Origin of the sequence: Proteus sp. FZP2095, from assembly GCF_023701425.1 — a bacterium.
Classification (GTDB): domain Bacteria; phylum Pseudomonadota; class Gammaproteobacteria; order Enterobacterales; family Enterobacteriaceae; genus Proteus; species Proteus cibarius.
The window spans coordinates 138,157-160,152 of the sequence record NZ_JAMQBJ010000001.1 but is presented as its reverse complement, the minus strand read 5'-3'; the positions used below and the strand labels follow the sequence as shown (position 1 = coordinate 160,152).

Here is a 21,996-nt window from a genome sequence, read left to right as displayed (position 1 = left end):
AATGGAACACACTGATTACACAATCCAACTTCAAGGTGTTGAGAAATGCTTTACAGGGCTAGAAAGCCCTGCTGTTTCGTCATTAACAGCCACCATTACAGGTGGCTCTGTAACAGGTTTAGTTGGCCCTGATGGTGCGGGCAAAACAACCTTAATCCGTATGCTTGCAGGTTTATTAAAACCTGATGCGGGTGATATTCATATTTTAGGAATGGATCCGCAAAAGCAGAGTGTTGATGTCAGAGCTATTCTTGGCTATATGCCACAAAAATTTGGTCTTTATGAAGATTTAACGGTATTAGAAAACCTCAATCTTTATGCTGACTTAAAAAATGTTGTCGGTGATGAGCGCAAAAAAGTTTATCACCAACTGCTCACTTTTACCGATCTCACTCGCTTTACATCTCGCCTAGCAGGCAATCTTTCAGGAGGGATGAAACAAAAGCTGGGTCTTGCTTGTACTTTGTTAGGTAGCCCTAAAGTTCTGCTTCTTGACGAACCAGGCGTGGGAGTCGATCCCATTGCACGCCGTGAACTTTGGCAAATGGTACATGCTTTGGCCAGCGATGGTATGTTGATACTATGGAGTACCTCTTATCTTGATGAAGCTGAGCAATGTAAAAACATTCTCTTACTTAACAAAGGAGAGCTACTTTACAGTGGCATTCCTCAAGATCTAACAGCAAAAATGGCAGGTCGCTCTTTTCTGCTCAATGTTGAAGGCCATCAGCGTAGAAAAGTATTGCAACAAGCAATTATTCAACCTCAAGTCACTGATGGCGTTATTCAAGGACAATCCGTTCGTTTGATCTTGAAAAAACAGAGTGATCAAACTGAATTACTGAACGCTTTGGGTAAGTCTGATACGAAGCTTATTCCCGCGACACCACGTTTTGAGGATGCTTTTATAGATTTATTAGGAGGTGGCCCTTCTCATAAATCTGAATTAGCTGAAATTATGCCACAGATCCCTCCTGCACCTAATGAAACGGTAATTGAAGCACAGCAGTTAACCAAAATGTTTGGTCAATTTGCAGCGACCGATCATGTTGATTTTCAAGTTAAACGAGGTGAAATTTTCGGTTTGTTGGGCCCTAATGGTGCTGGTAAGTCGACAACTTTCAAAATGATGTGTGGTTTATTAGTCCCCACTAGCGGCAAAGCGCTTGTGTTAGGTATGGACTTAAAAGAGAGCTCAGGTAAAGCACGTCAGCATTTAGGTTATATGGCACAAAAATTCTCACTTTATGGCAATTTAAAAGTGGGACAAAACTTGAAATTCTTCTCTGGTGTCTATGGCTTACATGGCAAACAACAGCGCAATAAAATCAACGATATGATAACCGCCTTTGGCTTAGGGCCTATGGTAAATCAAATCACTGAAACCTTACCTTTAGGTTATAAACAGCGCCTTGCTCTTGCGTGCTCATTAATGCACGAACCTGATATTCTCTTTTTAGATGAGCCCACATCAGGCGTTGATCCACTAACACGACGGGAATTTTGGCTACATATTAATGGCATGGTTGATAAAGGAGTGACCGTGATGGTTACCACTCACTTTATGGATGAAGCAGAATATTGTGATCGTATTGGTTTGGTTTATCGCGGAAAAATCATTGCCGCTGGCGAGCCTGATTCTCTCAAAAAAATGGTTGCTAGTGACGATAATCCAACCCCTTCAATGGAAGATGCTTTTATTGGATTAGTGCTGGATTACGATAAAAAACTTCAAAGTGAAAATGATAAAGGGAGCGAAAAACATGCGTAATTTAGCTCAATCCTCTCATGCCCGCTTTTCTTGGCGACGTCTATACGCTCTGTGTTTAAAAGAAACCAAGCAAATTACTCGTGATCCCAGTAGTGCTTTAATTGCTATTGTTATCCCACTTACTTTGCTGTTTATCTTTGGTTATGGCATCAATTTAGACTCAAGCAAATTAAATATTGGTATTTTAACTAATCAACAAAGCCAACCAACGCAAGAGTTAGTTTATACCTTCACAAATTCGCCATATATCAATGCAACTATTAGCGATAATCGACAATTATTAATTGATAAAATGCAGGCGGGACAAATTCGAGGTATTGTGGTTATTCCCGTTAATTTTGCCGAATTACTCGCTCGACAAGATACTAAAGCCCCTATTCAAGTGATCACCGATGGCAGTGAGCCCAATACCGCAAACTTTGTTCAAGCTTATACCAAAGGGGTTTGGCAAATTTGGTTGCAACAACAAGCCATCAGTAAGGGAATAGATACTACACCATTAATTGAAATAGAGCCTCGTTATTGGTTTAACCCTGCCGCAATTAGTCAACATTATATTATTCCGGGCGCTGTCACTATTATTATTACCGTAGTTGGCGCTATTCTTACCTCGTTAGTGATTGCCCGTGAATGGGAAAGAGGTACGATGGAAGCCCTACTTTCCACCCAAATAACACGCACAGAACTCTTACTTTCAAAGCTTATTCCTTACCAAGTGTTAGGCAGTTTTGTCATGGTGTTATGTATGGTAGTCACCGTGTTTGTGCTTGGCGTACCTTATCGAGGATCGTTGTGGATTTTAGGTGGGATCACCTCACTATTTTTAGCTACCGCTTTAGGCATGGGATTGCTTATTTCCACGTTAACGCGTAATCAATTTAATGCCGCGATGATTTCGCTAAATGCCGCATTTTTACCCGCAATTATGTTATCAGGCTTTGTTTTTGAAATTGATAGTATGCCCATCTTTATTCAAGTGGTGACCTATTTTATTCCTGCACGTTATTTTGTGAGTAGTTTGCAAACGCTATTTTTAGCTGGCGATATTCCGTTGATATTGATGCTAGATATGTGGCTATTAATTGTATCGGCGATATTTTTTATTGGATTAACGGCGTTAGCAACACGTCGTCGATTAGATTAAAGGGAGAGCTTTTATGTTTTATCGCCTTCTCACCCTGATAATGAAAGAGTTACAGTCATTATTACAAGAGCCTCAAACACGTATTATTTTAATAATGCCGGTTATCTTTCAGATGATCTTATTTCCTTTTGCCGCGACGTTAGATGTTACCAATGCCTCTATTGCCATTTTTGATGAGGATAATGGTAAACAATCTATCGAGTTAACCCAACGTATCGCCAAAGCGAGTGCATTCTCTCAAACTCTTTTGCTTAAAAATGAACATGAAATAAAAGAAACTATTGATAATCGCAAAGCGCTTTTATTAGTTCGTTTTCCGCAGAATTTCAGTGCTGATCTAGAAAGCCATGTTCCTGTTAAATTGCAAATAATCCTAGATGGTCGAAATTCTAATAGTGCGCAAATTGCCGCTAATTATGTGCAACAAATCGTACAAAACTATCAAACTGAATTAGCAGGCAATACACCTTCTTTACTGAATAAAACAGAGCTTGTTGTTCGCAATTGGTATAACCCGAATTTAAATTATAAATGGTTTATTGTGCCTTCTTTAGTAGCGTTGATTATCACTATTGGCGTGATGATAGTTACTTCACTTTCTGTTGCTAGAGAGCGTGAACAAGGCACATTAGATCAACTATTAGTTTCGCCACTATCAACATGGCAAATCTTTGTTGGCAAAGCGGTTCCAGCAATGGTTGTAGCGGCTGTTCAAGGCACAATCGTATTAATTATTGGGATATTCGGTTATCAAATTCCATTTTCAGGTTCATTAATCCTATTTTATTTTACCATGCTTATTTATGGCTTATCGCTGGTGGGTTTTGGCTTATTAATATCCGCATTAAGTTCGACCCAACAGCAGGCTTTTATTGGTGTATTTGTGTTTATGATGCCTGCGGTTTTATTATCTGGATATATTTCACCGGTAGAAAATATGCCTGTTTGGCTACAACATGCCACTTGGATAAACCCAATTCGCCATTTCACTGATATCACAAAACAGATTTACCTTAAAAATGCCGATATTACTGTTATATGGCACAGCTTATGGCCTTTATTAGTAATTGCAGCAGGCACAGGTACTTTTGCGTATTATCTTTTTCAAAGAAAAATAGCTTAAAACGATAGCCATTAATTTATTAAATAAAAAAATCCCACAACTTATTAAGTTATGGGATTTATTTTTTATGCTGTTTTTAAACTACGTTATCCGCAGATATCGTTAAAATTAACGACGGTCGCCTAAAATACGCAGTAACATTAAGAACAGGTTGATGAAATCTAAATAAAGCGTTAATGCACCCATAATGGAGTAACGGCGCATATTTTCTTTATCTTCTTGATTAATCTCATTACCCATATCTTTTAATTTTTGTGTGTCGTAAGCAGTTAAGCCAGCGAAAATTAACACACCCGCGTAAGAGATAACCATGCTCATCATTGAGCTTTGCATAAAGATATTAACGATAGAAGCAATAATGATACCGATAAGCCCCATAAACAGGAAGCTACCCATACCCGTTAAGCTACGCTTAGTGGTGTAACCATAAACACTTAATGCACCGAACATTGCCGCACAAATAAAGAATGTACTCGCAACTGATGATGCAGTGTAAATAATTAATACACTAGAGATAGTTACCCCTGTTAATGCGGAATATAGCATAAATAATGAGGTTGCAACTGCACCACTCATTTTATGAACCATACCTGATAACACGAAAACTAACCCTAACTGAGCAATGATCAGACCAAAGAAGACGACCTTGCTAGAAAAAATCATTGATAATAATGCTTCGCTTGATGCAACGTAGAGTGCTACAAACGCAGTTAATAACAGACCAACAGTCATCCAACCATAAACCTGAGCCATAAAGGTTTGTAGGCCAGAACCTGTGCGCTGTACGATTGAATCATTAGAACGTGAAAATCGATCCATGATGATTACCCTTTAATCATAGTGATAACGTTAGGTTTAACGATAACGTTTATTTCAGTAAAGAGCCCATTATGGGCTCATTAGAATTTAATTTTATCACACTGATTTTACATTTCCATGAAATAAACTGTATGAAATGTCACCATAAAATAAATTTAGGTAAAGTAATGTAGTGTTTAATTGAGTGTAATGATTTATTCCCAGCGCTCAGCTGAGTCATAATCACTTTGGCGTGCATCAACCCATCTATCATTATTTTCAGAAAGCCCTTCTTTTTTCCAAAATGGCGCACGTGTTTTTAAGAAATCCATAATAAATTCAGCAGATTCAAAGGCGCTATTACGATGAGAACTAGTGACACCCACAAACACTATTTCTTCGCCAATATTTAATGTGCCCACTCGATGAATAACACTGACACGTTGCAAAGGCCAACGACCTCTCGCTTCATTCACAATATCTGTCAGTGCTTTTTCAGTCATTCCCGGATAGTGTTCAAGCGTGAGCGTACTCACTTCATCACCGAGATTATGATTGCGAACCTTACCAGTAAATGTCACAACAGCACCATCGCTGTCACACTCTGAAAGCCATTGGTATTCATCACCAACACTAAAATTTTCAGTTTGTACTGAAATACGAGTTGATGCGCTCATCTTATCCTCCTGTAACAGGTGGGAAAAAAGCGATTTCATCACCATTACTAATAACGTGAGAGCCTTGGACAAAGGATTGGTTTACCGCAGAGAGTAACTTGCCATCTTCTAACGCGAGTGACCAACGTTCACCTTTAGAGATTAATGCCTTACGTAAATCATCTACCGTGTGATACTCACAATCTAATTCAAGAGAATCAACACCGACTAATTCACGGACTTGAGCAAAAAAGAGAACTTTAATCATGCTTCCACCTTAAAGTGACCAGATTTTCCACCTGTTTTTTCTAATAAACGTACAGGCCCAATCACCATATCTTTTTGAACCGCTTTACACATATCATAAATAGTCAATGCTGCTACTGATGCCGCAGTTAATGCTTCCATTTCAACCCCTGTTTTACCGGTTAAACGGCAAACAGATTCAATGCGTACACGGTTAGATTCAGTGAGTGCTTCTAAACGTACTTCAACTTTAGTTAATAACAGCGGATGGCATAACGGGATTAATTCCCATGTTCTTTTCGCTGCTTGAATACCTGCAATTCTTGCAGTCGCAAATACATCGCCTTTATGATGTTTACCTTCGGTGATCATACTTAATGTTTCTGCTGACATTTCAACAAAGGCTTCAGCACGTGCTTCTCGCACTGTTTCAGCTTTAGCGCTAACATCCACCATATGAGCTTCACCGGCAGCATTAATATGAGTTAGTTGAGACATGCACAACTCCTGAAATTAACGAAATAACAGAGCGAAAAACTACCCACCAATAACAGATAAGTTCGGTGTAATACCGCTATCACCTTGATGAAGAAAATGGGTTTCTCGTTTATGAAGAAGGCCACCCTGAATACGCTGTTGTAATGCTTCTTGTTGACTATCATCAGCAAGTAAGTCGCGTAGAGGAATACCATTTTCACCAAATAGGCAAAGATGGAGATTACCAATAGCGGAAACACGTAAACGGTTACACGTTAAACAAAAGTCTTTCTCATAAGGCATGATAAGACCAATTTCACCTTGATAATCAGGATGGGTAAATACTTGAGCAGGCCCGTCACTACGCGCGCGAGGAATTTGTAACCAACCTTCATTGAGTAAGCGTTGGCGAATAACTTCACCAGATAAATGAAAACGGTTGAAAATATCACTACCGTCACCAGTTTCCATTAATTCGATAAAGCGCAGTTGGATAGGTCTGTCTTTGATCCAATTAAGAAAATCAGGGAGGTTTTTATCATTCACATTGCGCATTAGCACAACGTTAACTTTTACTTTTTCGAAACCTGCAGTGAATGCGGCATCGATGCCTTCCATCACTTGGTTGAATTTATCTTGCCCAGTAATAGCATGGAATTGACGAGGATCGAGGCTATCAACACTCACATTAATTGCACTTAAACCCGCATCACGCCATTGGGCAACATCTCTGGATAAACGATAGCCATTGGTTGTTACTGCGATTTTTTTAATTGCGGCATTATCTTTGATTGTCGCGATAATATCAGTAAAATCGCGGCGCATTGTCGGTTCACCACCAGTTAAGCGGATTTTTTCTGTTCCTAATGCGGCAAAAGATTGTGTCAGTCTGCTGATTTCATCTAACGAAAGAAATGATTTATGACCGTTAGGCTTATAGCCATTAGGTAGGCAATAAGTACAACGGAAATTACAAACGTCTGTAATTGAAAGACGTAAATAGAAAAACTTGCGGGAAAACGCATCAACGAGTTGTTGCATAATAACACCTTTCCAAATCGGGAGATGCAGACATTTCTACCTTGCACCCTGGTGACTTGCTTCGTCACGGCCAGAACATCATATCTTGTCAATACACGACTTAGACGTTAAGGCTAGGAGTTTATCTTTACCTGTTTTTCACAGGTTTCTAATACCTATATATTTATTGTGGATTCTACCTGCTAATTATGTAAAAAGCGAATAATGTTTTCGCTATATAATTTATAATACAACGACTTACAACACTTTAGTTCCCCTAATAACATAAGTAAAAACACTTTCATTGATTAAATATCAAGCTATCAAAAATAAAATTCAACTAGGAATGTGATGAAATCACGTCGTGATCATAGGCTTAAAATTTAATTGTGATAAATTAGCGGCAAATTTTTAAAGATGAGTAGAACAAATATGCGAAATCGCACGCTAAGTGATTTAGATCGTGTTGTTGCCCTTGGTGGTGGTCATGGCCTTGGACGTGTGCTTTCAGCACTCTCCTACTTAGGCTCTCGTCTTACTGGTATTGTTACAACAACAGATAATGGCGGTTCTACTGGCCGTATTCGCCAAGAGGAAGGCGGTATTGCGTGGGGAGATATGCGCAACTGTATTAATCAGTTAATTACAGAACCTTCCGTTGCTTCTGCAATGTTTGAATACCGTTTTTCTGGTACTGGTGAACTGGCTGGGCATAATTTAGGTAATCTAATGCTTAAAGCACTCGATAACTTAAGCGTTCGCCCTTTAGAAGCCATTAATCTAATTCGTGGATTATTAAGAGTGAATGCTCACCTTATCCCTATGTCTGAACAAGCCGTTGATCTTATGGCGATAGACGACCAAGGAAATGAGATTTATGGTGAAGTCAATGTTGATATTTTACCTAAGATCCCCCAAAAGCTTGATCTCTACCCTAAAGTCCCAACAACACGAGAAGCCATTGAAGCGATTGAACAAGCAGATTTGATCTTAATTGGTCCGGGTAGCTTTTTTACCAGTTTAATGCCTTTATTATTATTACCAGAGCTTGCTCAAGCATTACGCCGTAGCAGTGCAACAACGATTTATATTGGTAATTTAGGCAAAGAACTAAGCCCTGCGGCTGCCAGTATGACGATGTCTGATAAAATCGCCATGATGGAGAATTATATTGGTTTACAAACAATAGATGCGGTGATTATTAGCCCTGAAACTCAATATGAATCGATGAAAGGTCGATTAATTGTACAAGCGCAATTAGAAGCCAAAGACATTCCTTATCGTCACGACCGCCATCTATTAGGCAAAGCTATTGAGTTAACGTTGCAGCAATTAGGACAACGTAATGCATCACCTCAAACTATTAAATAGGATTTAATTACCTACTTTTATAAAAAAAACGCATCTGCAAGAAACAGCAAGTGCGGTTTTTTGTTGGTAAAAAACAATATCATTATTGGTTTTCAGCGCGTTATTAGCTATTAAGTTGTTTTAATGTAATACGCTGGCTGATGGTTTCTTCAATTTCAGATAATGTCATTGGGATATCATTTTTCATTAAACCCAGACCTGCCACTGTACGAGAGAAAGAGGTTAAATCTAATGGTGGTAAATCCATGATCCAATTTTCTTCTGTTGCTAGTGTATCTTCAGCATTTAGAATATTTTGTATAACATCCGTAAAAGCTTGATGAGAAGATACCCAATCTTGATCACCACTTGCCCAAAACCAACGAGCAGCAATAAAGTTTCTCCACATATCTTCCCAACCATCATAAATGCGACGCAACATTGATGCGCTCATTAATGACCATGTTTGGGCTTCTTGTTGAGTAATATAACCTTGTTGACAACCTTCTAAGCAGAGCTTGTTAAAACGGCAGAGATCCCAAATAAGATATTTCACATTTTGGATATTCATGCGATTTGTGCTCATCATATCGATTTGCCATAAACGCTCATTTTTATCGTGTTCAGTTAACTCAGAAAGTAAAATATCATTTTTTAATGACTGAACATCGTCTTCTTTGCCATCCAAAATTTGGTCACGTAGCTGATAAAAATCATTAGTGTGACCTTGAGTAAGCAACCAAAATAGTTGATAGACTAAATCCCAACGGTCGTTTATTCCCCAACCTGCTGATAATCCACCGTCATCTTTACCTTGCCCATATTCGTTATATGCCCACTCATTCATTGCGGCATAAGGCGCTGCAACATATAATCCCCATTCATTGGGTAACAATTGATCTGACGTATTTTCTGCTTCAGATAAAATAGGCTCCTGCTCTGCTGTTGATGGTTTTTGCAACTCACTATCTTGTACAGCAAATCTGCGTAGCCATTTAAAAAGCATAATAAGAAGAATAACACCAAGAATTACCCCTGCAGAGCTGGGAAACCCTGCATAAACATAACCACTCATTCACTGTCCTTAATGTCTTTTTTATCTTTGTAAATAATTGACGCTTTGTTTGTTGTGGTATTTAAACAGTTGAACGCCATTAAGGGAATATCAAACAAGGTAAAAATGGGAAGATAGAAGATAAAAAGGGATAATCCCCGTAAAAATACGGATATCCCTTTATCAATTTGTGAGCTTAATTTCTCTGATCAAGAGTTAGCAATAAATTGAGCCCGTAATGCTTGCAATTTATCACGAGTACTCGCCGCTTTCTCAAACTCAAGATCTTTTGCATATTGATACATTTCGGCTTCTAAGCGTTGGATCTCTTTCTCCAATTCAGCCGTTGATAACAACGGATAATTTTCCTGAATATCCGCTGCCTTATGCCCTTTCTTATTACGTCCTTGAGAAGGCTGACCAATCTTAAGGATATCGCCCACTTTCTTGTTTAACCCTTTAGGCACAATGCCATGCTCAAGGTTAAACTGTTGTTGTTTCTCACGACGGCGTTCGGTTTCACTTATGGCTCTCGCCATTGAATCAGTAATTTTATCGCCATATAAAATCGCTTTACCTTCAAGGTTACGAGCGGCACGACCAATGGTCTGAATTAATGAGCGCTCTGAACGTAAGAAGCCCTCTTTATCAGCGTCCAAAATCGCCACCAAAGAGACTTCTGGCATATCCAAACCTTCCCGAAGTAAGTTGATACCCACTAAGACATCAAACTCGCCTAGGCGCAAATCACGAATAATTTCTACACGTTCAACAGTATCAATATCAGAGTGTAAATAACGAACACGTTCGCCATGCTCTTCAAGATATTCCGTTAAATCTTCAGCCATTCGTTTTGTCAGTGTTGTCACCAGCACACGTTCATTTTTTGCCGCACGAACACGAATTTCAGAAAGTAAGTCATCAACTTGCGTGCTAACTGGTCGCACTTCGACAATGGGATCAAGTAAGCCTGTTGGCCTTACAACTTGCTCAACAATTTCATCACCCGATTTTTCAAGCTCATATTTACCCGGCGTTGCTGAAACATAAATTGTTTGTGGTGCTAATGCCTCAAACTCTTCAAAACGTAATGGGCGGTTATCAAGTGCAGAAGGTAAACGGAAGCCATATTCAACGAGGGTTTCTTTACGAGAGCGGTCGCCTTTATACATTCCACCGATTTGAGGAATAGTAACGTGTGATTCATCAATCACTAATAAACCGTTAGCAGGAAGGTAATCAAACAAAGTTGGTGGTGGCTCGCCAGGGCCTCTACCAGATAGATACCGTGAATAGTTTTCGATGCCTGAGCAATATCCCAACTCATTCATCATTTCGAGATCAAACTGGGTACGCTGTGTCACGCGTTGCTCTTCTACCAGTTTATCGTTAGCTAAAAGCACTTTGCGTCTCTCTGCAAGTTCTTTTTTGATTTCTTCCATCGCTTCAAGAATACGTTCACGCGGGGTGACATAGTGCGTTTTAGGATAAACAGTAAAACGAGGCACATTGTAGTGAATTTGCCCCGTTAAAGGATCAAACAGTGAAAGACGTTCGACTTCTTCATCAAAAAGCTCAACACGTAATGCATAATCATCAGATTCAGCAGGAAAGATATCTATCACTTCACCACGGACACGAAATGTACCGCGCTGAAAAGCTTGATCATTGCGAGTATATTGTAAATCAGCAAGACGACGTAAAATGGCACGTTGGTCGATTATCATGCCGTTAGTCAGATGAAGCATCATTTTTAAATAGCTATCAGGATCACCCAAACCGTAGATAGCAGAAACCGATGACACAACAATAACGTCTTTACGTTCTAGCAAGGCTTTAGTGGCTGATAGACGCATTTGTTCGATATGTTCGTTAACAGAAGCATCTTTTTCAATAAAAGTATCAGAGCTTGGAACATACGCTTCAGGCTGATAATAATCATAATAAGAAACAAAGTATTCCACTGCATTTTCAGGGAAGAATTCTTTCATTTCACTATAAAGCTGTGCTGCCAATGTTTTATTTGGCGCCAACACCATAGTCGGACGATTTAGATTGGCAATCACATTGGCAATCGTAAAAGTTTTACCAGAACCTGTTACCCCCAAAAGAGTTTGATGAGCAAGACCATCATCTAATCCTTCACAAAGTGAGGCAATAGCGGCAGGTTGATCACCACCCGGTTTAAATTCAGAATGCAGTTTAAAATCTTTGCTCATATTTTCTTCTCCTCGCTGACACTCCTTATGATACTGGATAAAAATCCAGCTTCAATCTCTATCTAATAAAATTTGTCTGAATAATTAGCATAAGTTATCCCCAGTTTTGGAACTGGAATTTTTTCAAAAAGCAACCCCCTTTTTTGTGAATTATTCAAAGAGACACACTGACACCATTCGCTCTATTGATTTTATTTAATTAATTGATATATAAGAATTAAAAATAAAAGTTGAGAATAACACCAATCTTTAGCAATGCCTTGTATTCTCTCTATTCAGAGTATTTTTATAATGGTAATACACAAGGTTATCCACAGGAATAGTGGATAACTACACAAAGTTGTTATCTCTCGGTAGGTTACGTCTTTTTTTCTACCTTAAAATATCCCTCAAAATTGGCGAAATTTATTTTTTTTATTTTTTTATTGGTATAAAAAATGGACTTTTATAACTTACTTAATAATGGCCTATCAACTTAGTTTTAAACAGGAAAGATCAAGATAAGGAGTGAAATTATGCTCTTTTACTTCGTTTAAATAGGGTATTTTGCCTAAAAAAGGAGCCTTTATATGCTGTTTTAATGTTGCTAGATACTCTTTCTGATATCGCCCTGCTGGCTCAACTTCGTTCGCAATCCAACCCGCCAATGTTAAACCAGATTGAATAATTGCTTGTTGCGTTAATAACGCATGATTAATACAACCCAATTTAACACCCACAGTCAAAATAACAGGTAGCTTTTCATTGATAACCCAATCAGAGAAAAATTGGTTTTCTGATAGTGGTGTAAACCACCCCCCTGCTCCTTCGACTAAAACCCAATCAGCTCGTTGTTTTAAGTAAGACAATCCTTCTGACATCACATCAAAATCAATAGGCTGGTTCATTTCTTGACTAACAATATGTGGCGATGTAGGCGTTTCAAAACAGTAAGGGTTAACACGCTGATAATCTAATTTTACCGTACTGAATTTTTGCAGTATAAGTGCATCTGAATTACGTAAACCTTCATTTAGCCACTCACTTCCTGATGCAACAGGTTTATAGCCCGCAGTTTGATATCCTTGATACGCTGCACATTGTAACAGAGCACTGCTTACCACAGTTTTACCTACTTCTGTATCTGTACCTGTTAAAAACCATGTCTTAGCCATGTGATATTTTTCCTATAACAATTTGATAGGTAAGTAAATATTTGCCTGATTCTGTTTTCCACACATTTTCTAGTGCACGGAATTTTTGTCGTGTCATTAACCCCTTTTGTCGATCACCCTGCACAAAATTGGCGCCAACCCCCTTCAAAGAAGCAAAGAGCGCATGTAATGAGTCGTATTGTTCAGTGACAGTTTCAGTAGAAAATTGGCAATGAAAACCACGACACGCTTTCTCAATATCTTGAAGCGATAAAAAGGGATTTACATGAGGGTGTTTATCAAGAGATTGCCAAGCATCTCTAACTTCTTGCAGTGTCAACGTAGTGAGTGTTGAGAAATAAAGTGCACCTTTTACATTGACTGTATTCATTAATGTTTTAATAGCACCAGATAAATCCTCACACCATTGCATCGCTAAATTACTAAACACAATGTCCACACTTTGTGGTGCAATCGCGCAGTGTTCGATATCACTTTGTAAGTAACCATCAGCTCGCTGTTGTTGTTTTGCTACTTGTAGCATACTGTGTGACAGGTCAAGTGCGATGACAAACTTGCCTTGTTGCTTCCATTTTTGGCTGAAATATCCTGTTCCACATCCTGCATCTAACACAATATTGCCACTATCATGATGCGCTAAATCCATTAATTTATTGCCACTATAGCGCTGAATATTAGCGTGATTATCGTAATGAATAGCTGCTTTACCAAAAGTTTGAGCTATACGTTGTTTATCTGTTTTGACTGAAGAAAGCATGAAGCGTCTCGATTAACAGCTTAATATCTGAAAGGTGATGGCGAGTAGTTAACGTTATTCGTAAACGTGCACTTTGAGGGGGTACGGTGGGGGGGAAAATTGCTTTTACCCAAAGTCCTTTAGATTGCAGATAATCTGAAAGTGTTTGGCATAATTGTTCATCACCAATAATTAATGGCTGAATAGCCGTTTTTGAAGGTAATAATTTAATCGGAAGTGAAATTACACCTTGGCGAAAGGTATCAATTAATTGTTGAAGATATTCCCGTTCATTATCCGCTTGCTTAATAACATTCAAAGCAGAGTTTAAGGCTATAGCTTGTGCCGGTGGCATTGATGTACTGTAAATAAGATGCCGAGCATATTGTTCAAAAAACTCTGCGGTTGGCTTATTACAAAGCACTGCCGCCCCGCTGACACCAAACGCTTTACCAAAAGTGACTACCAATATTTCAGGTTTAATCCCTGCATCATCGCAACTGCCTCGACCTTCTTTACCTAAAACGCCAATACCATGCGCATCATCGACCATTAACCATGCATGATATTTTTGGCTTATTGTTGCTATTTCTCTTAATGGTGCTTTATCTCCATCCATACTAAATACCCCTTCTGTTACCACTAAGGTTTTATTAGCTGACGTTTTATTAAGACGTTGAGATAAAGACTCAGGAGAATTGTGTAAAAATCGCCATAATGTAGCAGGTGATAATACTGCAGCTTCCATTAAAGAAGCATGACAAAGTTTATCTGCAATAATTGCATCGTCTTTTTCAAGTAATGCCGAAATGACACCTTGATTAGCACTGTAACCGGATGAAAATAATAGCGCATTATCGTAACCTAACCAATCTGCAAGATGATGTTCTAACTGCGCATGAGCTTGTGTAAATCCTGTAATATGCCCTGATCCACCGCTACCTACACCGTATTCATCAGCACCTTGTTGCCATGCTTTAATGACGTCCGTATGCTGACTAATGCCTAAATAATCATTGCCTGAAAAATTAAGGTATTTTTCACCGGATGTGGTGATCAAGAAACGCCCATCCGCTTGTTTGATCACTTTGCGTTTTCGCCATAATGGCGTATTTCTACGTACATTAAGTTGTTCATTTAAATAGGTTTGCCAGCTCATTACAGTGCCGCGTTATAAAATTGTTCAGTGTCTTTATTGGCAACAGCTTGTATCAAAGCTTCTTCTTGCTGATTGTCACCCATAGATACTGCTAATCGTTCAGGATTTAAGCCTAATTTGCGGAATAATTGGTGATCTTTATCTTCGGTTGGATTGGTTGTCGTTAATAATTTGCAACCATAGAAAATAGAGTTAGCGCCAGCCATAAAACAGAATGCTTGTGTTTGTTCACTCATTTGCTCACGCCCAGCAGAAAGACGCACATAAGAGCGAGGCATCATGATACGAGCAACGGCAATAGTACGAATAAAATCAAAAGGATCGACATCTTCATTATCTGCAAGTGGTGTCCCTTTTATTTTGGCAAGCATATTGATAGGCACACTTTCAGGAGGCTGTGGCAAATTAGCTAACTGCACCAACATTGCTGCCCTGTCTTTAACTTCCTCGCCTAACCCTAAAATCCCGCCAGAACAGACTTTGATGCCAGCATTGCGTACTTTATCAAGCGTATCTAAGCGATCTTGATAGGTACGTGTTGTCACTATACTGCCGTAAAATTCGGGTGAGGTATCAAGGTTGTGGTTATAAAAATCCAGCCCGGCATCTGCTAAGCGGTTAGCTTGTGAATCATCTAATTTGCCGAGTGTCATGCAGGTTTCCATACCCAACGCTTTAACTTCTTTCACCATTTGCTCAAGGTAAGGCATATCGCGCTCATGCGGATTTTTCCATGCAGCTCCCATACAAAAACGCGTTGAACCAGCTGCTTTGGCTTTTTTAGCTGATTCAATTACTTGTTGCACTTCCATTAAGCGCTCTTTTTCTAATCCTGTTTTATACCGCGCGCTTTGGGCACAATATTTACAATCTTCAGGACAAGCCCCTGTTTTAATGGAAAGCAAAGTACTCACTTGGATTTGTGAAGGGTCAAAATGTTGACGGTGAACTTGTTGTGCCTGAAAAACCAAATCTAAAAATGGCATATCAAACAGTGCTCTGGCTTCTTTTAGTGTCCAACGTTTTAGTACGCTCACAATGCAATCTCCTTTTTAAAAGTGATTGCCAGTTTAAATAATAGGGTTATCATGTCAACCAAAATTGATCACCATTGGTTTACATGATTAAGTGAAAAATAGAATGACACCTGAAGATATCGCTTTCGATTTACGCCACATTTGGCATCCATACACCTCGATGAGTAATCCTTTACCTGCTTACCCTATCGTCAATGCAAAAGGCGTTGAATTAGTCTTGGCTGATGGTAGAAAACTGATTGATGGAATGTCTTCATGGTGGGCAGCAATTCATGGATATAATCATCCTGAGCTTAATAATGCAGTTACCACACAACTAAACAATATGTCTCATGTGATGTTTGGTGGTATTACTCATCCACCAGCAGTCTCGCTTTGTCGTAAATTATTGGCGATAACACCAGATCCTCTTGAGTGTATATTTCTAGCAGATTCGGGTTCAGTTGCTGTTGAAGTCGCACTGAAAATGGCCTTGCAATATTGGCAGGCAAAAGGTGAAAAACGTCAACGTATTGTGGCGTTAAAACAGGGTTATCATGGCGATACCTTTGGTGCCATGTCAGTGTGTGATCCCGATAATTCGATGCACAGTCTCTACAAAGGTTACTTACCTAATCATCTCTTTGTGGATGCACCAAAAACCGGTTTTTATGAAGAGTGGGACCCTACTGATATCCACTCATTACGCTCAACGTTAGAACAACATCATCAAGAAATTGCTGCGGTTATGCTTGAACCCATTGTTCAAGGTGCAGGTGGAATGCGAATTTATCATCCTGAATATTTAAAGCACGCAAGAGCTTTGTGTGACGAGTTTGATGTACTACTCATTGCCGATGAAATAGCCACTGGTTTTGGTCGAACAGGTAAGTTATTTGCCTGTGAACATGCTGAAATATCGCCAGATATCATGTGTGTAGGTAAAGCATTAACAGGTGGGTATATGACTTTATCTGCGACCTTAACTACGCGTCATATTGCAGAAACCATCAGTCAAGGTGATGCAGGGTGCTTTATGCATGGCCCTACTTATATGGGAAATCCTTTGGCTTGTGCTGTTGCTGATGCCAGTTTATCTCTATTAGCAAAAGGCGATTGGATAAACCAAGTTGCAGAAATTGAAAAACAACTAAAACGCGAGTTATTACCGTTAAAACAGGCTAAAAGTGTCAAAGATGTGCGCGTTTTAGGTGCGATTGGTGTGGTCGAAATGAATGAGCCAGTCAATATGGCAAAATTACAAAAAATCTTTGTTGATGAAGGGGTTTGGATCAGACCTTTTGGCAAGCTTATTTATATTATGCCACCGTTTATTATGCCGCCAGTAAGCCTCACTAAACTCACTCAAGCTATTGAAAAAGTGGTTAGTCTCTCATAAATCTTTCATAAAAAAATAAACCTCTAGCAAGGCAATATTCTGCTAGAGGTTCACAGTGATTTTTATACTGTGACAGTTATTTCGTCACGACGGTAACCCACATTGCACCTTTACCTACTGGGTAACAGGCTAATTCAGTTAATGCGCCAGTGTGTTTATCAATACGAGAGACAGAGGCAAAATCTGATTTTTGACCACAAGAAATCAGGTAATTTCCTGTATTATCAAGATTAAAACCACGAGGCTGTGTTTGAGTTGGGTAATAACCCACAGGTTGCAGATAATCGCCCGACTCTGAAATTGCCATCGCACAAATAAAGCTTTCTGAGCGCTCGCTGGCATAAAGAAAACGGCCATCTGGTGTAATATGAATATCTGACGCCCAACGGGTACTGTTAAAGGTTTCAGGAACGATATCGACCGTTTGCATTAAACGATATAAATCCCCCATACGACGGTATACATTAATTGTCGCATCTAATTCATTCAGGCAATAAAACACATCCCCATTAGGATGGAACGCCATATGACGAGGACCTGCATTTTGTGCTGTTGTCAGCTCTTCAGTGCCCGCCTCTGTTAAATAACCCTTTTCTGATAAATTAAATAAACGAATATGATCTTCACCTAAGCAAGGAACAATCAGTTGTTTATTATTCCAATCGATATTGGATGAATGAGGTTTATTTAATCCTTCAATAATTTGAATAGCTGATTGAGGGATCCCCTTCTCATTAATAGGCAAAACTGCCAAATTGCCTTGGTGATAAGAAGGAACAAATAAGAAACGCTCTGTTTTATCTAAACATAAATGGACAGGCGTACTTGGAATGGAAGTGATAGCCTTTTGCTCTAACTGGCCGTCGTCCGCAATCGCAAATGTCACCACACTAAAATGAGGACGAATACCCACATAAAGGTATTTCCCATCTGCACTTGCAATCATTGGTTGTACTTGCCCTGCAACCTCAACAACCTGCAATAAATCCATTTCACCTTCAGTGTTTAATGCATAAACATGGATTTGTTGACTCTCTGGACTTGCTACGTAAACTACCTGTTTCATCCCTTCTCCTCAAAGCCGATTACCCATTGATTTATAAAGAATAATAGAACAACTAACGATAACCTGTCACGATTAAGCTAGTTTATCTTTTATTGGTTAACGTGTACCATCAACGACATTGCATCTCAATACTATCAAGGGGCTTATTTATGTCATATCGCGTTATTGCTTTGGATCTTGATGGCACTCTGCTTGATGACCAAAAACGTATCCTGCCAGAATCTTTAGAAGCACTCAATCTTGCAAGAAAAGCAGGTGTTAAAGTTTTAATTGTAACAGGTCGTCATCACGTTGCTATTCATCCATTCTATCAAGCACTCGATCTTGATACCCCTGCAATCTGCTGTAATGGAACTTACCTTTATGATTATATTGGTAAAAAAGTATTAGAGTCGGACCCTCTAACTACACAAGAAACCAGAGCAGTATTAGATCTCGTTAAACAAACTGATGTACACCATTTAGTGTATGCTGACGATGCAATGATGTATGACCAACTTACCTCAGCAGTACAACGCACACTTAATTGGTCTGATACTCTTCCTCTGACACAGCGCCCTAATCTCGTTAAAGTCGACGATTTTTATAAAGCAATGCATGATGTTAATGCTATTTGGAAAATTGCGACAACAACGCCTGATCACGATGAGTTACGCACTTTAGTTGAAAAAATTGAGCAACAAGTCGGTTTAGAGTGCGAATGGTCTTGGGTTGATCAAGTTGATATAGCTAAAAAAGGCAACAGTAAAGGTCGTCGTTTACAACGTTGGGTTGAAGCAAATGGCATGAATATGAGTGATGTTATTGCTTTTGGTGATAATTTTAATGACCTTAGCATGTTAGAACATGTGGGATTAGGTGTTGCAATGGGTAATGCTTCAGATGAAGTAAAAGCTCGCGCTAAAATGGTCACCAAAGTAAACTCACAACCGGGTATTGCAGAGACTATTCATAAATATATTTTGTCTTAGTCTTATTTTTACCATTCCCCCAAAAGTAAAAGACCTCATTTAATATGAGGTCTTTTGTTTATCGACAAATACAATTGATAAATCAAAGATGACGGCTTAGTGAAATACTCTTTATTTGCGCATAAAGCCATTGTCCTTCTTGAATATTCAATTCACCTTTTGCCCAAGGCGTGATCCTCGCCCATAAATAATTACCATCATTGACTAGTTTCACATCAACTTGGCCATCATTTTTAATGGTTTCAACCACTTTCATATGCAATATATTACGAATACTGCTATTTGATGGACGAGTGGTAGTCAGTGATACGTCAGAAGCATCGATACGAACACGCACATCACGACCAATTTTAGCCTCAATTTGAGGCAACCACAGCACTTGGTTACCGAAAGCCGTTGCTGTCATATCGTAATGGCTATGGTGTTCTACTACCATCACATTCGCGATACTGCTGAGTGTCTCTTTTTGTAACCACGGACGTAATGCACTACTTGCCCATACATCTTCCAGCTTGCCTGTCGCCTTAATTTTTCCTGCATCCATCACAATGACGTTATCTGCAAGTCGGATAATTTCATCAAGGCTATGACTCACATACAAAATAGGAATTTGTACATCTTGTGAGAGTTTCTCTAAATACGGCAGTAACTCACGTTTACGCGGCAAATCAAGCGATGCTAAAGGCTCATCCATTAGCATAATATCGGGTGCTGTTAACAACGCTCGCCCTATGGCAACACGCTGCTTTTCGCCACCTGATAATGTTATCGGAAAACGCGGAAGTAAATGTTCGATACCTAACAAATGAATAATGCGATCAAACTGCACTTTCATTGTTGGAGACATACCGTAAAGCAGATTTCCTTTTACTGTGTAATGAGGAAACAGTCGTGCATCTTGGAATACATAACCCACTTTGCGTTTTTCAGGTGGCAGATAAATTTTCTTTTCTGTATCCACCAGTGTGTGATTATTTAATACAATCCGTCCTGAATCTGGCTTGGTTAAACCGCCAATCACATTAATCAATGAGGTTTTACCGGCTCCGGATAAACCAAAGACTGCGGTAATACTTTCTGTTGGTAGTTCAGTATTGACTTCCAGACGCAGTGATCCTAGCGTCTGTTTAAAATTCATCTCTAGCATACGCCCCCCAATCTTTTACGACCCCAACGAGTTAGCCACTCTGAAGCCATTAAAGAGACGAGCGCCAAAATAATTGCAATAACACATAAACGGGCGGCATCCATTTCCGCACCCGGTGTTTCAATTAAGGTATACATTGCCAGAGGGATCGTTCTTGTTTCCCCCGGAATATTGGAGACGAAAGTGATTGTTGCGCCAAACTCTCCCAACGAGCGCGCAAATGCCAACACAATCCCTGCGATGATCCCTGGCATAGACAAAGGTAACGTTATGGTAAAAAAGACGCGTATCGGTGATGCCCCTAAGGTTCTTGCCGCTTGTTCCATACGTTGATCGACAGCTTCTAATGCTAATCTGATCGCTCTAACCATCAGTGGAAATGCAACAACTGCGGATGCAAGTGCTGCGCCTCGCCAACTAAAGGTAAAGCTAAAACCAAACCAGTCATACAACCATTCACCAATAAATCCACGTCTCCCCATACTGATCAGTAAAAGATAACCGACCACAACAGGAGGTAGAACTAAAGGTAAATGAATAATGCTATCAAGCAATGATTTACCAGGAAAACGTACCCTAACTAAAAGCCAAGCCATAAAAATACCAAAAGGTAGACTAATAATAACTGCAATAGTCGATACCTTAAGGCTTAGTATGATGGCTTGCCATTCGTATTCACTTAACATCTCCAAAAGTATAATTCCTACAGTGGGCTAAAGCCGTATTTCTTAAAGATTTCTGCGGCTTGAGGTGTTTTCAGATAGTCATAAAAATCACGAACTGCTTTATTGTCCTGACCTTTTACAACTGCCATTGGATACTCAACAGGTTTGTGGCTATCAGCTGGGAATACGCCGACCACTTTCACTTTATCACTCGCAACCGCGTCAGAATCGTATACGATACCTAATGGTGCTTCATCACGTTCAACCAGCGCCATACCGCTACGCACGTTATTAGTACGCGCCATATCTGGGCTTACTGTATCCCATGCGCCTAAATATTCTAATAATTCTTTTGCATAGATACCAACAGGCACATGGTCCGGATCGCCAACAGCTAGTTTTCCGCCATTAAGTAAGGATTTCCATTTGGTTTCCTTATTAATAACAACGTCATTTAATTTACTATCTTTAGGGGCAATGAGTACTAAATCATTACCTAATAGTGTATGACGTGAATCTGCAACCATTAAATTTTTATCGATTGCGTAATCCATCCACTGCTGATCTGCTGAAATAAACAGATTTGCAGGTGCTCCTTGTTCAATTTGGCGAGCCAGCGTTGAAGAAGATGCATAAGATGCAACAACTTCAGTTTGCTTTTCTTGCTTATATTGTGCCGAAATTTCATTAAGAGCATTGGTAAGAGAAGCGGCAGCAAATACCGTTACTTTTTCCGATGCAAAACTTTGGCTTACTAAAGCAAAAGAGATAACTGCGCCAGCAAGTAACTTGCCTGATAATTTTTTCATGTTCTAATTCCACTTA

General features: G+C 39.4%; 21 protein-coding genes and 1 riboswitch. Of the genes, 6 read left to right on the top strand and 15 right to left on the bottom strand.

The features are described from left to right. Position 1: 1 nt before the first annotated feature. Genes NBG71_RS00745 through NBG71_RS00735 form a run of 3 tightly spaced genes read left to right on the top strand, consistent with a single transcriptional unit; the run spans position 2 to position 4,038 of the window. Entirely contained in the window at positions 2-1,771 is a 1,770-nt protein-coding gene (locus NBG71_RS00745; RefSeq protein WP_099659808.1) for an ATP-binding cassette domain-containing protein, read from the top strand. Next, on the top strand, positions 1,764-2,915 hold the full coding sequence (locus NBG71_RS00740; protein WP_159241882.1) for an ABC transporter permease: 1,152 nt from the start codon (positions 1,764-1,766) through the stop codon (positions 2,913-2,915). Before NBG71_RS00745 ends, NBG71_RS00740 begins: the two co-directional genes overlap by 8 nt. 13 nt (positions 2,916-2,928) lie before the next feature. Continuing rightward, on the top strand, positions 2,929-4,038 hold the full coding sequence (locus NBG71_RS00735) for an ABC transporter permease (RefSeq protein WP_075672753.1): 1,110 nt from the start codon (positions 2,929-2,931) through the stop codon (positions 4,036-4,038). A 108-nt stretch (positions 4,039-4,146) separates the two neighbouring features. Here NBG71_RS00735 and NBG71_RS00730 read toward each other — a convergent pair whose 3' ends face one another. The 5 genes from NBG71_RS00730 to moaA form a co-directional block, all read right to left on the bottom strand. Then, positions 4,147-4,857, bottom strand: coding sequence for a Bax inhibitor-1/YccA family protein (locus tag NBG71_RS00730; protein ID WP_036938325.1), 711 nt, complete (start codon positions 4,855-4,857; stop codon positions 4,147-4,149). Positions 4,858-5,051: 194 nt separating this feature from the next. After that, positions 5,052-5,513 carry a molybdopterin synthase catalytic subunit MoaE gene (moaE, locus tag NBG71_RS00725; RefSeq protein WP_075672752.1) on the bottom strand — a complete coding sequence of 154 codons (462 nt, stop codon included), beginning with the start codon at positions 5,511-5,513 and terminating at the stop codon, positions 5,052-5,054. Position 5,514: 1 nt separating this feature from the next. Continuing rightward, positions 5,515-5,760 (bottom strand): molybdopterin synthase sulfur carrier subunit, encoded by a 246-nt coding sequence (gene moaD, locus NBG71_RS00720; RefSeq protein ID WP_075672751.1) that lies wholly within the window; start codon positions 5,758-5,760, stop codon positions 5,515-5,517. Further along, positions 5,757-6,236, bottom strand: a complete 480-nt coding sequence (moaC, locus tag NBG71_RS00715; RefSeq protein ID WP_072062889.1) for a cyclic pyranopterin monophosphate synthase MoaC — start codon at positions 6,234-6,236, stop codon at positions 5,757-5,759. The genes moaD and moaC overlap by 4 nt, the downstream gene beginning before the upstream one ends. A 39-nt stretch (positions 6,237-6,275) precedes the next feature. Further along, entirely contained in the window at positions 6,276-7,256 is a 981-nt protein-coding gene (gene moaA / locus NBG71_RS00710) for a GTP 3',8-cyclase MoaA (protein ID WP_099659810.1), read from the bottom strand. Beyond that, positions 7,246-7,388: riboswitch (molybdenum cofactor riboswitch) on the bottom strand. (Overlaps the previous gene by 11 nt.) A 279-nt stretch (positions 7,389-7,667) precedes the next feature. Here moaA and yvcK point away from each other — a divergent pair. Further along, on the top strand, positions 7,668-8,606 hold the full coding sequence (yvcK, locus tag NBG71_RS00705; RefSeq protein ID WP_075672749.1) for a uridine diphosphate-N-acetylglucosamine-binding protein YvcK: 939 nt from the start codon (positions 7,668-7,670) through the stop codon (positions 8,604-8,606). Between the two features lie 103 nt (positions 8,607-8,709). Here yvcK and NBG71_RS00700 read toward each other — a convergent pair whose 3' ends face one another. The 6 genes from NBG71_RS00700 to bioB all read right to left on the bottom strand — a co-directional run bounded on the left by NBG71_RS00700 (position 8,710) and on the right by bioB (position 15,944). Next, entirely contained in the window at positions 8,710-9,660 is a 951-nt protein-coding gene (locus tag NBG71_RS00700) for a DUF1266 domain-containing protein (protein WP_075672748.1), read from the bottom strand. A 188-nt stretch (positions 9,661-9,848) separates the two neighbouring features. After that, positions 9,849-11,858, bottom strand: coding sequence for an excinuclease ABC subunit UvrB (gene uvrB / locus NBG71_RS00695; RefSeq protein ID WP_075672747.1), 2,010 nt, complete (start codon positions 11,856-11,858; stop codon positions 9,849-9,851). Between the two features lie 470 nt (positions 11,859-12,328). Continuing rightward, complete coding sequence (bioD, locus tag NBG71_RS00690) at positions 12,329-13,012, bottom strand: dethiobiotin synthase (RefSeq protein ID WP_075672746.1); 684 nt, start codon at positions 13,010-13,012, stop codon at positions 12,329-12,331. Further along, the gene (gene bioC / locus NBG71_RS00685; protein ID WP_075672745.1) at positions 13,005-13,769 is read right to left on the bottom strand and encodes a malonyl-ACP O-methyltransferase BioC; all 765 of its coding nucleotides are present in this window, start codon (positions 13,767-13,769) and stop codon (positions 13,005-13,007) included. The genes bioD and bioC overlap by 8 nt, the downstream gene beginning before the upstream one ends. Beyond that, on the bottom strand, positions 13,744-14,907 hold the full coding sequence (gene bioF, locus NBG71_RS00680) for an 8-amino-7-oxononanoate synthase (RefSeq protein ID WP_075672744.1): 1,164 nt from the start codon (positions 14,905-14,907) through the stop codon (positions 13,744-13,746). The genes bioC and bioF overlap by 26 nt, the downstream gene beginning before the upstream one ends. Next, entirely contained in the window at positions 14,907-15,944 is a 1,038-nt protein-coding gene (bioB, locus tag NBG71_RS00675; protein WP_075672743.1) for a biotin synthase BioB, read from the bottom strand. The genes bioF and bioB overlap by 1 nt, the downstream gene beginning before the upstream one ends. 103 nt (positions 15,945-16,047) lie before the next feature. Here bioB and bioA point away from each other — a divergent pair, with 103 nt between their 5' ends. Beyond that, the gene (gene bioA / locus NBG71_RS00670) at positions 16,048-17,322 is read left to right on the top strand and encodes an adenosylmethionine--8-amino-7-oxononanoate transaminase (RefSeq protein WP_075672742.1); all 1,275 of its coding nucleotides are present in this window, start codon (positions 16,048-16,050) and stop codon (positions 17,320-17,322) included. Between the two features lie 76 nt (positions 17,323-17,398). Here bioA and pgl read toward each other — a convergent pair whose 3' ends face one another. Further along, positions 17,399-18,388, bottom strand: a complete 990-nt coding sequence (gene pgl, locus NBG71_RS00665; protein WP_156733119.1) for a 6-phosphogluconolactonase — start codon at positions 18,386-18,388, stop codon at positions 17,399-17,401. 149 nt (positions 18,389-18,537) lie between these two features. Here pgl and NBG71_RS00660 point away from each other — a divergent pair, with 149 nt between their 5' ends. Further along, the gene (locus NBG71_RS00660; RefSeq protein ID WP_075672740.1) at positions 18,538-19,359 is read left to right on the top strand and encodes a pyridoxal phosphatase; all 822 of its coding nucleotides are present in this window, start codon (positions 18,538-18,540) and stop codon (positions 19,357-19,359) included. A gap of 82 nt (positions 19,360-19,441) precedes the next feature. Here the strand turns inward: NBG71_RS00660 and modC are convergent, their stop codons facing one another. The 3 genes from modC to modA are packed head-to-tail and all read right to left on the bottom strand — an operon-like array spanning position 19,442 to position 21,980. Continuing rightward, positions 19,442-20,506, bottom strand: coding sequence for a molybdenum ABC transporter ATP-binding protein ModC (modC, locus tag NBG71_RS00655; protein WP_250916452.1), 1,065 nt, complete (start codon positions 20,504-20,506; stop codon positions 19,442-19,444). Further along, a complete protein-coding gene (gene modB / locus NBG71_RS00650; protein WP_075672738.1) occupies positions 20,500-21,192 on the bottom strand; it encodes a molybdate ABC transporter permease subunit in 693 nt (230 codons plus the stop codon). Before modB ends, modC begins: the two co-directional genes overlap by 7 nt. Positions 21,193-21,209: 17 nt before the next feature. After that, positions 21,210-21,980: a molybdate ABC transporter substrate-binding protein gene (gene modA / locus NBG71_RS00645; RefSeq protein WP_250916451.1), complete on the bottom strand. Its 771-nt coding sequence runs from the start codon at positions 21,978-21,980 to the stop codon at positions 21,210-21,212. Between the last annotated feature and the right edge of the window lie 16 nt (positions 21,981-21,996).

What these genes read in the sequence shown, in the direction of transcription:
- NBG71_RS00745 (WP_099659808.1), top strand. Translation starts at nt 2, where the DNA reads ATGGAACACACTGATTACACAATCCAACTTCAAGGTGTTGAGAAATGC.
- NBG71_RS00740 (WP_159241882.1), top strand. Translation starts at nt 1,764, where the DNA reads ATGCGTAATTTAGCTCAATCCTCTCATGCCCGCTTTTCTTGGCGACGT.
- NBG71_RS00735 (WP_075672753.1), top strand. Translation starts at nt 2,929, where the DNA reads ATGTTTTATCGCCTTCTCACCCTGATAATGAAAGAGTTACAGTCATTA.
- NBG71_RS00730 (WP_036938325.1), bottom strand. Translation starts at nt 4,857, where the DNA reads ATGGATCGATTTTCACGTTCTAATGATTCAATCGTACAGCGCACAGGT.
- moaE (WP_075672752.1), bottom strand. Translation starts at nt 5,513, where the DNA reads ATGAGCGCATCAACTCGTATTTCAGTACAAACTGAAAATTTTAGTGTT.
- moaD (WP_075672751.1), bottom strand. Translation starts at nt 5,760, where the DNA reads ATGATTAAAGTTCTCTTTTTTGCTCAAGTCCGTGAATTAGTCGGTGTT.
- moaC (WP_072062889.1), bottom strand. Translation starts at nt 6,236, where the DNA reads ATGTCTCAACTAACTCATATTAATGCTGCCGGTGAAGCTCATATGGTG.
- moaA (WP_099659810.1), bottom strand. Translation starts at nt 7,256, where the DNA reads ATGCAACAACTCGTTGATGCGTTTTCCCGCAAGTTTTTCTATTTACGT.
- yvcK (WP_075672749.1), top strand. Translation starts at nt 7,668, where the DNA reads ATGCGAAATCGCACGCTAAGTGATTTAGATCGTGTTGTTGCCCTTGGT.
- NBG71_RS00700 (WP_075672748.1), bottom strand. Translation starts at nt 9,660, where the DNA reads ATGAGTGGTTATGTTTATGCAGGGTTTCCCAGCTCTGCAGGGGTAATT.
- uvrB (WP_075672747.1), bottom strand. Translation starts at nt 11,858, where the DNA reads ATGAGCAAAGATTTTAAACTGCATTCTGAATTTAAACCGGGTGGTGAT.
- bioD (WP_075672746.1), bottom strand. Translation starts at nt 13,012, where the DNA reads ATGGCTAAGACATGGTTTTTAACAGGTACAGATACAGAAGTAGGTAAA.
- bioC (WP_075672745.1), bottom strand. Translation starts at nt 13,769, where the DNA reads ATGCTTTCTTCAGTCAAAACAGATAAACAACGTATAGCTCAAACTTTT.
- bioF (WP_075672744.1), bottom strand. Translation starts at nt 14,907, where the DNA reads ATGAGCTGGCAAACCTATTTAAATGAACAACTTAATGTACGTAGAAAT.
- bioA (WP_075672742.1), top strand. Translation starts at nt 16,048, where the DNA reads ATGACACCTGAAGATATCGCTTTCGATTTACGCCACATTTGGCATCCA.
- pgl (WP_156733119.1), bottom strand. Translation starts at nt 18,388, where the DNA reads ATGAAACAGGTAGTTTACGTAGCAAGTCCAGAGAGTCAACAAATCCAT.
- NBG71_RS00660 (WP_075672740.1), top strand. Translation starts at nt 18,538, where the DNA reads ATGTCATATCGCGTTATTGCTTTGGATCTTGATGGCACTCTGCTTGAT.
- modC (WP_250916452.1), bottom strand. Translation starts at nt 20,506, where the DNA reads ATGCTAGAGATGAATTTTAAACAGACGCTAGGATCACTGCGTCTGGAA.
- modB (WP_075672738.1), bottom strand. Translation starts at nt 21,192, where the DNA reads ATGTTAAGTGAATACGAATGGCAAGCCATCATACTAAGCCTTAAGGTA.
- modA (WP_250916451.1), bottom strand. Translation starts at nt 21,980, where the DNA reads ATGAAAAAATTATCAGGCAAGTTACTTGCTGGCGCAGTTATCTCTTTT.